Genomic DNA, 10230 nt, shown 5'->3' with positions numbered 1-10230 from the left:
CGGACCCTGCCCTGACGAACTCGAAGACGGCGACGCACCCGACGGAAGACCACACCGCCCCGCGACGCCCCGGCCCCCGACGCCCCCGCCCCCGACGCCCCCGCCCCCGACGCCCCCGCCCCTACCAGGACGACTTGCGCACCCCCGGCAGGAACCCCGCATGCGCCTGCTCCCGCAGACTCACCCGGGACAGCCCGAACGTCCGGAAGTAACCCCGAGGCCGCCCGTCCACCTGGTCCCGGTTGCGGACGCGGGTCGCGCTGGCGTCGCGCGGCTGTGCGCTCAGCTCCCGCCGGGCGGCGTCGCGTCCGGCCTCCGTGGCGGACGGCCGCCGGATGATCTCCTTCAGCTCGGCCCGCCGCTCGGCGTACCGCGCGACGATCTCCCGCCGCTTCTCGTTCTTCGCGATCTTGCTCTTCTTCGCCATCAGACCCGCACCCCCCGGGCCCGGATCCGCGCGACCGCGGCCTCCACGCCGATGACGTCCACGGTCTTGATCCCCTTGGTGCTCAGCCGAAGCCGCACATGGCGGTTCTCGCTGGGCAGCCAGTACCGCTTGGACTGGATGTTCGGGTCGAAGCGGCGGGATGTGCGCCGGTGGGAGTGCGAGATGCGGTTGCCGAAGCCGGGCTGGGCGCCGGTCAGCATGCAGTGGGCGGACAAGGGTGACGCACCTCTCTCGATCCAGTGATGTAAATGGAATTCATTTTCAGTAAGGTATCAGCATGGCACACAACGAACTCCGGCCGGTCGTCAAACTCCGGTCCACGGCCGGGACCGGCCACACGTACGTCACCCGCAAGAACCGCCGGAACGACCCGGACCGGCTGACGCTGCGCAAGTTCGACCCGAGGGTCGGCCGCCACGTCGACTTCCGAGAGGAGCGCTGACCGACGATGAAGAAGGACATCCACCCGTCGTACGGGCCCGTCGTCTTCCGCGACCGAGCCGCGAACCACACCTTCCTGACCCGCTCGACGATGACGAGCGAGAAGACGATCGAGTGGGAGGACGGCACCACGTACCCCGTGGTCGACGTCGAGATCTCGAACGTCAGCCACCCCTTCTACACGGGCACCGCGCGCGTGCTGGACACGGCGGGCCGCGTGGAGAAGTTCGAGAAGCGGTACGGCGCCGGGAAGAAGCGGGGCTGACCGACGTGACCCAGCTGTCTGTCGCGATCGTTGGCGGGCTGCACGCCGACGCCCGGCGGGCCGCCGTCGAGGCGCTGCTCGCCGGGGTCCCGGGCAGCGTCGCGCTGCACCACGACCTCTCCACCGCCACCGACGGTCCGGACGCCAAGGTCGTCCGGACCGTCCGGGACGCCGCGGGCATCGTCTCCACCGGTGAGACCCCGCTCGTCAACGACTGCGCCTGCTGCGCCCTCCGCGAGGACCTCGTCCCCGAACTGGAACGCTTCGCCGACGCGGGACTGACCCGCCTGGCCGTGGTCGAACTCTGGGACTCGGTGGAACCGAAGGCGATGGCGGAGGTGGTCGCCGCGAGCGGCCTCCGCCTCACCTCGGTCATCACGGCCGTGGACCCCGCCCTCCTCCTCCCCTACCTCGGCAACGGCGACGACCTCGCCGACCGAGGCCTCGCGGCCGCCACCACCGACCAACGCACCGTCGCCGACACCTTCGCCCGCCAACTCGAATACGCCCCGATCCTGGCCGTCCTGGACTCGGCCGAGGCCGACGAGGAGGACGGGGCCCTACTGGCCCAACTCCACCCGACGGCACACAGGGTGCCGATCGGAGGCGGCGCGTCCGAGAGCTCCGCGGACGCGTGGTCGGCCTGGTTCGCGGCGCGCGTCACGGAAGAGGAGGCGGGCAGCGCCCCTGAAAGGGGCGCGGGGCAGCATCAATATGCGGCTCCGCCGCGGGGCGCGACCAGCCACGACGCACCCGCACCCGGCCACCCCCAGCAGCCCCCACGGCGCTCCCCGGCACCCCTCGTCACCGCGGCGTTCTCCGGCTTCGACGTGGACGCGGCCGCCGCCGCCCAACACCCCGCCTCCGCCCTCCTCCCCACCGACGCCGACGAGTGCGGCGTCACCACCCTCGTCTGGCACCGCCACCGCCCCTTCCACCCGGAGCGGCTGTACGCGGCGCTGGAAGACCTCTGCTGCGCGGCCGCCCGCAGTCGCGGCAGGTTCTGGCTGGCCGAGCGCCCCGACACCCTGCTGCACTGGGACGCGGCCGGCGGCGCCCTCTGTGTGGAGTCGGTCGGCCCCTGGCTCGCCTCGCTCCCGGATGCCGCCTGGGACATGGTCCCCCCGGTCCGCCGGGCCGCCGCCGCCCTCGACTGGCACCCGGAACACGGCGACCGCTGCCAGCACCTCGTCTTCACCTCCCCGGGCCTGGACCGCGACGGACTCGAACAGCTCCTGGAGTCCTGCCTGCTCACCGATGCCGAGTACGCCGCAGGACGCGCCGCCTGGGAGCGGCTGCCACGACCCTTCGACACCTTCCTGGAGGTCTGAACCGCCATGCCCCGCAAGCCGGAGCGCAAGCCCGCCAAGTCCCGCCCCAACCCGCTGGACCAGGCCGGGATCACCTACGTCGACTACACGGACACCGACCTGCTGCGGCGCTTCATCTCCGACCGCGGCAAGATCCGCAGCCGCCGCGTCACCCGCGTCACCGCCCAGCAGCAACGCCAACTGGCCCGCGCCATCAAGAACGCCCGCGAAATGGCCCTCCTGCCCTACTCCACCCGCTGACGCCACCCTCCCCCCGAACCCCCGAACCCCCGAACCCCGAACCACCAGCCCGAACCCCCGAACCACCACCCCCACCCGGCCCCCGGGGAGGCTCCACGACCTCCCCGGGGGCACTCGTTTCCCGCCATCCTGCGAACGCCGACCCCACCCCCTGAACCGCATGGACCCGCCCCCCGTAGGGAGGGATATGGGGACATGAATCAGGACGACATGAGTCGTCGGAGGCGCTGATGGAACAGGAACGCCCCGTCGTGCGTCTCTCCTGCTGTAACCGCGGGAGCACCCCTCGTGCACGTGCATCTGCCCGTGCATACGCAGGTGCATCCGCTCATGCGGCAGCACGTGAACAAAGCTATGATCCGGGGCAGTTGACCGCTGCATCACTGGCATCACTGGCCACACCAGTGCCAATGCGCATCAAGCGCACCATTGCACCACCCCGGGGAGCGACCTGTGGACCACGACGTGTACGGCGTGGATGACGTGTACAACGGCATGGCCGCGACGGAGCTGACCGAGCTCCACGCGGTGGCCTGGCAGAAGAGCAGGCACAGCAACTCGCAGGGCAACTGCGTGGAGTTCGCCCGGCTGCCCGGCGGTGAGGTGGCGGTGCGCAACTCCCGCTTCCCCGACGGCCCGGCGCTCGTCTACACGCGCGCCGAGATCGAGGCGATGCTCCTGGGCATCAAGGACGGCGAGTTCGACCACCTGGTCGGATAACGCCCGCCCGGCGGCGGGAAGCAGGCGAGCCCGACGATGTGACACGCGTAGAACCGCGGCGCCGAAAAGCGCCGCGGTTCCTCAGTGGGCGGGCGGCAGGCCCGGCACCGGCGGCACCTGGAACAGTGCCCACACCACCTTGCCGCTGAGCACGCCGCCCAGCGGATGCCAGCCCCAGCTGTCCGCGAACGAGTCGACCAGGAACAGCCCGCGCCCCGACTCCGCCGAGAAGTCCTCGGAGTCGCCCGTGACCGGGCTGTCGTGGCTGGGGTCGCGCACCGCGCACACCAGCCGCTCGGTCCAGCGCATCAAGTGCAGCCGTACGGGCGGGTCCTGGGCCGGGCGCAGCCCGTTGCTCGAGGGCAGGCCGTGCCGCAGGGCGTTGGTGACGAGTTCCGAGACCACGAGACAGACGTCGTCGAAGCGGTCGTCCAACTGCCACTGGCCGAGCGTGCCCCGGGTGAACTGTCGCGCCTCGCGCACCGCTTCGTAGCGGGGCGCCAGCGCGCAGGACGCGGCATCGGACACGGTCGCGGGATCAAGTGGCGGAAGTCCCTGCCGTAAGGGTTCGAGCATGGTCGATCCATTCGTCCCCATGCGAGGCACTCCCGGGTGTTCGCGGTCGTTGCGATGCAGCGGTGGCGCGGGACCATGGTTTCTGATGCGTACAGCAGATGCAAGGGCAGATGCACGTGCACGCGCCCGAAATGGACCTCCCCATACCGCTTGCTCAACATTTCTTCTGCCACCCTGCTCCCGCAAGTTGGGCGTCGGCTGACGACTTCCTGGCCGTTTTCTGTGCTTCCGGGGTGTGCTTCGCCGAGCTTCTCGGCCACACTTCCCTCTCTCCTCCCTCACCTCGTCCGTCTCAGATGTTGAAGACTTTCCATTTCTGTAACCGGGCGAGTGCGGATCGGAGTGGTTTAGTGGCAGACTGCGGCCCCTGAAGAAGTTGGGGAGGCTGGACGAACGTGGGCGCCGGTGAATCGAGTGGGTCGGTGGTGAGGCGGATGCTGCTGGGCTCACATCTCAGGCGGCTGCGCGAGTCGCAGGGGATCACCCGGGAGAAGGCCGGGTACTCGATCCGCTCCTCCGAGTCGAAGATCAGTCGGATGGAACTCGGCCGGGTCAGCTTCAAGACCCGTGACGTGGAGGACCTGTTGACTCTCTACGGCGTCACCGACGAGGCCGAGCGCACCTCGCTGCTCTCCCTGGCGAAGGAAGCCAATGTCGCCGGCTGGTGGCACAGCTACTCGGATGTCCTGCCCAGCTGGTTCCCCACCTACGTCGGCCTGGAGGCCGCGGCCCACCTCATCCGCAGTTACGAAGTCCAGTTCGTGCACGGCCTGTTGCAGACCGAGGCGTATGCCCACGCGGTCGTCTCCCGGGGCATGAAGGGCGCGAGCGAGGCCGAGATCGACAAGCGGGTGGCCCTGCGCATGGAGCGCCAGAAGTACCTGGTGTCCGAGAGCGCCCCCGAGTTCCACTGCGTCCTCGACGAGGCCGCGCTGCGCCGGCCGTACGGCGACCGGGAAGTGATGCGGGGTCAGCTCCAGCATCTGATCGAGATCTCGGAGCGCCCGAACGTACGGATCCAGGTCATGCCGTTCGGCTTCGGCGGCCACTCCGGCGAGAGCGGCGCCTTCACCGTGCTGAGCTTCCCCGAGTCCGACCTCACCGACGTCGTGTACCTCGAACAGCTCACCAGCGCGCTCTACCTGGACAAGCGTGAGGACATCGCCCAGTACGAGCGGGCGGTCAGGCAGCTCCAGGACGACAGCCCGTCCACGGCCGAGAGCCGGGACCTGCTGCGGGGGCTGCTGCAGCTTTCCTGAGTCGCAGCTCTCCCGAGCCTCCCCGGCTCTCCCGAGTCTCCCCGGCTCTCCCGAGTCTCCCCGGCTCTCCCGAGTCTCCCCGGCTCTCCCGAGCCTCCCCGGCTCTCCCGAGCCTCCCCGGCCCCCTGGGAGTCTTCACAGAGTCTCCCGAGTAGCTCTCCAACTCCCTTTACTCACAAGTACGATGACGAGTGATCAATCTTGATCGATGCCGACTGATTGAGGATCACATGTCGTCCTACTTCACCGACCTGGCCCAGCAGTACATCGGCGGCGAGTGGCGCCCGGGCTCAGGCTCCTGGGACATCATCGACTTCAACCCGTACGACGACGCGAAGCTCGCGTCGATCACGATAGCCACGGTCGACGAAGTGGACGAGGCCTACAAGGCCGCCCAGACGGCCCAGAAGGAATGGGCCGAGGTCAACGCCTATGCGCGTCGCGCGGTCTTCGAGAAGGCCCTCAAGGTCATCGAGGAGCGCGAGCAGGAGATCACCGAGGTGATCATCGCCGAGCTCGGCGGTACGCACCTGAAGGCCGGGTTCGAACTGCACCTCGCCAAGGAGTTCCTGCGCGAATCGATTCAGCTGGCGCTCCGCCCCGAGGGCAGGATCCTTCCTTCGCCGATCGACGGCAAGGAGAACCGCCTCTACCGTGTGCCGGTCGGTGTCGTGGGCGTCATCAGCCCCTTCAATTTCCCCTTCCTGCTCTCCATCAAGTCGGTCGCCCCGGCCCTCGCCCTCGGCAACGGCGTGGTGCTGAAGCCGCACCAGAACACCCCCATCGCCGGTGGCACCCTGGTCGCGAAGATCTTCGAGGAGGCCGGCCTGCCCGGTGGGCTGCTCAACGTCGTCGTCACCGACATCGCCGAGATAGGCGACGCCTTCATCGAGCACCCCATCCCCAAGCTGATCTCGTTCACCGGCTCCGACAAGGTCGGCCGCCACGTCGCCACCGTCGCCGCCTCGAACTTCAAGCGCGCGATCCTCGAACTGGGCGGCAACAGCGCCCTGGTGGTCCTGGACGACGCGGACATCGACTACGCCGTCGACGCGGCCGTCTTCTCGCGCTACGTCCACCAGGGCCAGGTCTGCATGGCCGCCAACCGCGTGCTGGTCGACCGCTCGATCCAGGCCGAGTTCACCGAGAAGTTCGTGACCAAGGTGAAGTCCCTGAAGGTCGGCGACCCGAGCGACCCACAGACGGTCATCGGCCCGGTCATCAACTCCTCCCAGGCGGACTCCCTCAAGTCCGTCGTCGAGCAGGCCCTCGCCGAGGGCGCCACGGCGCTCGTCCACGGCAACACGACCGACAACCTGGTCGAGCCGTCCGTCCTCACCGACGTCCCCGCCGGCTCCGCCCTCCTCCAGCAGGAGGTCTTCGGCCCCGTCGTCTTCCTCATCCCCTTCGAGGGCGAGGAGGAGGCCGTCCGCATCGTCAACGACACCCCGTACGGCCTCAGCGGCGCCGTCCACACCGGTGACATCGAGCGGGGCGTGAACTTCGCCAAGCAGATCGACACCGGCATGTTCCACGTCAACGACGGCACCGTCCACGACGAGCCCCTCGTCCCCTTCGGCGGCGAGAAGCACTCCGGCATCGGCCGCCTCAACGGCGAGGCGACGGTGGACGCGTTCACCACCCAGAAGTGGATCTCGGTCCAGCACAAGCGGAGCTTCTTCCCGTTCTGAGGGCGACTCGTCGGGTCTGAGGATCACGCCCCTGGCAGACATGCATCCAGGTGTACAGTAGATGCATGTCTGCTACGTATCCCATCGCGGAGGCGCGGGGCAAGCTCGGGGAACTGGCCCGCCGGGCCGCCCAGCACGAGCACATCACCTTGACCGATCGCGGCGTTCCGGCTGCCGTCCTCGTCTCTCCCGCCGAACTGGAGGACCTTGAGGACGCTCTCGCCCTCGCCCGACTGGAGCGTGACCGCGCTCTCGGTCGCGCCGAGACCCCGATACCGCATGACGAGGCCCGCCGCGCGTTGCTTGAAGCGGCGGGGAGGGGCGAGTGACCTGGCAGGTGCAGTGGGAACCGGCGGCTCTCAACGCGGCCGCCGGACACCTCAAGGACGATCCCGACAGCGTCGACGCGCTGCTGCGGGCCACCGACCAACTGGCCGAGAACGAGCGACCCGAAGGGTCGCGTGCCTGGGGCGCGGAGCATCGCCGCCTGTACCACGGCCCTTGGCGCATTCTGTACCGCCTCGACCCTGAGGCGCGCACCCTCCACATCGAACACGTCGGCCGTACAGGCGCGTGACCTGACACCGGGGCCCTTGGGGCGAGCAGCGGCGTCCGATGGCCCGGGGGCCCAAGAATCCGGGTGCGAGCTGGGCTGACCCCTCGTGGTTCTACGCTGGGCCCATGTCAGCGATCCGTCTTCTCGTGCTGGGCGCCGTGCGCCAGCACGGGCGGGCCCACGGCTACCAGGTGCGCAACGACCTGGAGTACTGGGGCGCGCACGAGTGGTCCAACGCCAAGCCCGGCTCGATCTATCACGCCCTGAAGCAGATGGCGAAACAGGGACTGCTGCTCGCGCACGAGATCGCCCCCTCCACCGCCGGCGGACCGCCCCGCACCGAGTACGAGATCACGGAGAAGGGCACCGAGGAGTACCTCAGACTGGTGCGCGAGTCTCTCACCGCCTACGACCAGAAGCCGGACGTCCTCTCCGCCGGACTCGGCAGCATGGTCGACCTCGGCCGCGAGGAGGTGCTCGGACTCCTGGAGGAGCGCGTGCGTTCCATCGAGAAGTGGCGCAGGGCCGTCACCGAGTACTACACCCCCGAGGACGGCCCCGCTCAGCTCGGCCACATCGGCGAGATCATGAACTTCTGGATCCACTCCGCCGACACGGGCGCCGAGTGGACCCGCGGCCTCATCGCACGCATCCGCGACGGCGCCTACACCTTCGCGGGGGAGGGCGAACCGTTCATCGGTGTCCTGGCGGAGGGACAGAAGAACCCGTACGCGGCGGAGGAGCGGCATCCGGAGGATATCCACTAATCAAGTTTGACCATCGAGCGCGAAGGGGATACCTTCGAAGCGTGTAGTCAAGTTTGACTACTGATTTCGATCCATGGGGAGGTCCCGATGGCCGATCAGGCGATCACTGTCGAAGGGGCACGCAAGAAGTACAGCGGCAAGGGTGGCAAGGTCGCCCTCGACGGGCTCGACCTCCAGGTCGCGCGCGGCACCGTGCACGGGGTGCTCGGGCCCAACGGCGCGGGCAAGACGACTCTGGTCAGGGTTCTGTCGACCCTGCTGCGGCCCGACGGGGGCCGGGTGGAGGTGGCCGGGTACGACGTGGTGACACGCGCGCGTGAGGTGCGCTTCCGCATCGGCCTGCTCGGCCAGCACGCCGCGCTCGACGAGGAACTCGGCGGTCGGCAGAACCTGGAGATGTTCGGCCGCCTCTACCACCTGGGCGCCCGCCACGCGCGCGTGCGGGCCGATGAACTCCTGGACCGGTTCGGCCTGGGCGACACCGACCGCAAGGCCGTCAAGCAGTACAGCGGCGGCATGCGACGCCGCCTCGATCTGGCCGCGTCCCTCATCACCGACCCGGAGGTGCTCTTCCTGGACGAGCCGACGACCGGCCTCGACCCACGCGGCCGCACCGAGGTCTGGGACTCCGTCCGCTCCCTGGTCGGCGGCGGTACGACGGTCCTGCTCACCACCCAGTATCTGGAGGAGGCCGACCAGCTCGCCGACCGCATCTCCGTCGTCGACGGCGGCCGCGTCGTCGCCGACGGCACGGCGGACGAGCTGAAGCGCCTGACCGGCGGCGACCGTATCGACGTGGTCCTGCGCGACGCCGGGCAACTCGGCGCCGCCGTCACCCTGTTGCCCGTGCCGCAGGCCGACATCTCCGTGGACACAGACCGCCGCCTCCTCAGCGCCCCGGTCACCGAACGCATGACGGCCCTTTCCGCGGTCGTCCGCGCCCTGGAGGACGCGGGCATCGAGGCCGAGGACATCGCCCTGCGCCGCCCGACCCTGGACGAGGTGTTCCTGCACCTCACCGGGGACGACAGGGCGGCCGGGAACGACCGAGTGAAGGAGGCGGCAGAAGCATGAGTTCGACGATGACCACCACCGCGAACACGACCATGAACAGGGCGGCGGGAGTGCACGCCCTGACGGATGCCTGGACCATGACCCGCCGCGAACTCGCCCACTGGGCGCGGCAGCCGGTGCAGATGGTCGTGGGGCTCGTCTTCCCCGTGATGCTGCTGCTGATGTTCGGCTACCTGGTCGGCGGCGGCCGCGGTGTGACCGGCGACTACCTCGACTACCTGGTCCCCGGCATGCTCGCGCTCACCATGGCGTTCGGCCTGGAGTCCACGATGCTCTCCGTCACCCAGGACCTCAACAAGGGGGTGATCGACCGCTTCCGCTCCATGCCGATGGCCAACGGTGCGGTGCTGGTGGGCCGTTCGGTCGCGGACATGCTCCAGTCGGTGGTGGGCCTGGCCCTCCTCATCGCCGTCGCGTTCGCCCTGGGATGGCGCACCCACAGCAGCCCCGGCGCATTCCTCGGCGCTGTCGGACTCCTCCTCCTCTTCCGCTTCGCGATGCTCTGGATCGGCATCCATCTCGCGATGGTCGCCGGCAAACCCGAACTGGTCACGGCCGTCCAGATCCTCATCTGGCCGGTCGGCTTCCTCTCCAACGCCCTCGCCACCCCCACCTCCATGCCCGACTGGCTCGGCACGCTCGTCGAATGGAACCCGATGTCCCACACCGCGACGGCCGTACGGGACCTCTTCGGCGCTCCGGGCGCCGACGCGGACCACCTCTGGACGGCGATCGCCTGGCCCCTGGCCCTCCTGGCGGTCTTCTTCCCGCTGGCGGTACGGCGGTTCGGACGGCTGAGCAAATAGACGGGTAGCCGGTCGTGTGCGGCCTCGCGGGGGCGGGTCGCGCAGCCCCCGCGGAG

The 10230-nt window shown here is 69.3% G+C and carries 15 protein-coding genes; 12 read left to right on the top strand and 3 right to left on the bottom strand.

Translation table 11 applies throughout. The features are described 5' to 3' along the window. Positions 1–121: 121 nt before the first annotated feature. Together rpsN and rpmB are read right to left on the bottom strand one after the other, a co-directional pair. Entirely contained in the window at positions 122–427 is a 306-nt protein-coding gene (rpsN, locus tag ACFU53_RS43110) for a 30S ribosomal protein S14 (protein ID WP_384005252.1), read from the bottom strand. After that, positions 427–663 carry a 50S ribosomal protein L28 gene (gene rpmB, locus ACFU53_RS43105; RefSeq protein ID WP_037702498.1) on the bottom strand — a complete coding sequence of 79 codons (237 nt, stop codon included), beginning with the start codon at positions 661–663 and terminating at the stop codon, positions 427–429. Before rpmB ends, rpsN begins: the two co-directional genes overlap by 1 nt. 62 nt (positions 664–725) lie before the next feature. Between rpmB and rpmG the strand changes: the two genes are divergently transcribed. The 5 genes from rpmG (at position 726) to ACFU53_RS43080 (ending at position 3445) form a co-directional block, all read left to right on the top strand. Further along, positions 726–890, top strand: coding sequence for a 50S ribosomal protein L33 (gene rpmG, locus ACFU53_RS43100; protein ID WP_384005251.1), 165 nt, complete (start codon positions 726–728; stop codon positions 888–890). 6 nt (positions 891–896) lie between these two features. Beyond that, the gene (locus ACFU53_RS43095) at positions 897–1154 is read left to right on the top strand and encodes a type B 50S ribosomal protein L31 (protein ID WP_384005250.1); all 258 of its coding nucleotides are present in this window, start codon (positions 897–899) and stop codon (positions 1152–1154) included. A gap of 5 nt (positions 1155–1159) precedes the next feature. After that, entirely contained in the window at positions 1160–2485 is a 1326-nt protein-coding gene (locus ACFU53_RS43090; protein ID WP_384005249.1) for a GTP-binding protein, read from the top strand. A 6-nt stretch (positions 2486–2491) separates the two neighbouring features. After that, entirely contained in the window at positions 2492–2725 is a 234-nt protein-coding gene (gene rpsR / locus ACFU53_RS43085) for a 30S ribosomal protein S18 (protein ID WP_384005248.1), read from the top strand. 453 nt (positions 2726–3178) lie between these two features. Then, a complete protein-coding gene (locus tag ACFU53_RS43080) occupies positions 3179–3445 on the top strand; it encodes a DUF397 domain-containing protein (protein ID WP_033524685.1) in 267 nt (88 codons plus the stop codon). Positions 3446–3526: 81 nt separating this feature from the next. On the opposite strand, the gene ACFU53_RS43075 is transcribed toward ACFU53_RS43080, so the two are convergent. Beyond that, positions 3527–4042, bottom strand: a complete 516-nt coding sequence (locus ACFU53_RS43075) for an ATP-binding protein (RefSeq protein WP_384005247.1) — start codon at positions 4040–4042, stop codon at positions 3527–3529. A 413-nt stretch (positions 4043–4455) separates the two neighbouring features. Here ACFU53_RS43075 and ACFU53_RS43070 point away from each other — a divergent pair, with 413 nt between their 5' ends. The 7 genes from ACFU53_RS43070 (at position 4456) to ACFU53_RS43040 (ending at position 10174) form a co-directional block, all read left to right on the top strand. Then, complete coding sequence (locus ACFU53_RS43070; protein WP_384005246.1) at positions 4456–5280, top strand: helix-turn-helix domain-containing protein; 825 nt, start codon at positions 4456–4458, stop codon at positions 5278–5280. A gap of 230 nt (positions 5281–5510) precedes the next feature. Continuing rightward, the gene (locus tag ACFU53_RS43065; RefSeq protein ID WP_384005245.1) at positions 5511–6971 is read left to right on the top strand and encodes an aldehyde dehydrogenase family protein; all 1461 of its coding nucleotides are present in this window, start codon (positions 5511–5513) and stop codon (positions 6969–6971) included. A gap of 65 nt (positions 6972–7036) precedes the next feature. After that, positions 7037–7300, top strand: a complete 264-nt coding sequence (locus ACFU53_RS43060) for a type II toxin-antitoxin system prevent-host-death family antitoxin (RefSeq protein ID WP_327344176.1) — start codon at positions 7037–7039, stop codon at positions 7298–7300. Then, positions 7297–7548 (top strand): type II toxin-antitoxin system RelE/ParE family toxin, encoded by a 252-nt coding sequence (locus tag ACFU53_RS43055; RefSeq protein WP_384005244.1) that lies wholly within the window; start codon positions 7297–7299, stop codon positions 7546–7548. The genes ACFU53_RS43060 and ACFU53_RS43055 overlap by 4 nt, the downstream gene beginning before the upstream one ends. 104 nt (positions 7549–7652) lie before the next feature. Continuing rightward, positions 7653–8294, top strand: a complete 642-nt coding sequence (locus ACFU53_RS43050; RefSeq protein WP_384005243.1) for a PadR family transcriptional regulator — start codon at positions 7653–7655, stop codon at positions 8292–8294. Positions 8295–8381: 87 nt separating this feature from the next. Next, positions 8382–9368 (top strand): ATP-binding cassette domain-containing protein, encoded by a 987-nt coding sequence (locus ACFU53_RS43045; protein ID WP_384005242.1) that lies wholly within the window; start codon positions 8382–8384, stop codon positions 9366–9368. Continuing rightward, positions 9365–10174: an ABC transporter permease gene (locus ACFU53_RS43040; RefSeq protein ID WP_384005241.1), complete on the top strand. Its 810-nt coding sequence runs from the start codon at positions 9365–9367 to the stop codon at positions 10172–10174. Before ACFU53_RS43045 ends, ACFU53_RS43040 begins: the two co-directional genes overlap by 4 nt. Positions 10175–10230: the final 56 nt, after the last annotated feature.

This window comes from Streptomyces sp. NPDC057474 (assembly GCF_042802555.1).
GTDB lineage: Bacteria > Actinomycetota > Actinomycetes > Streptomycetales > Streptomycetaceae > Streptomyces.
This window is presented reverse-complemented; position numbering and strand designations above follow the sequence as displayed.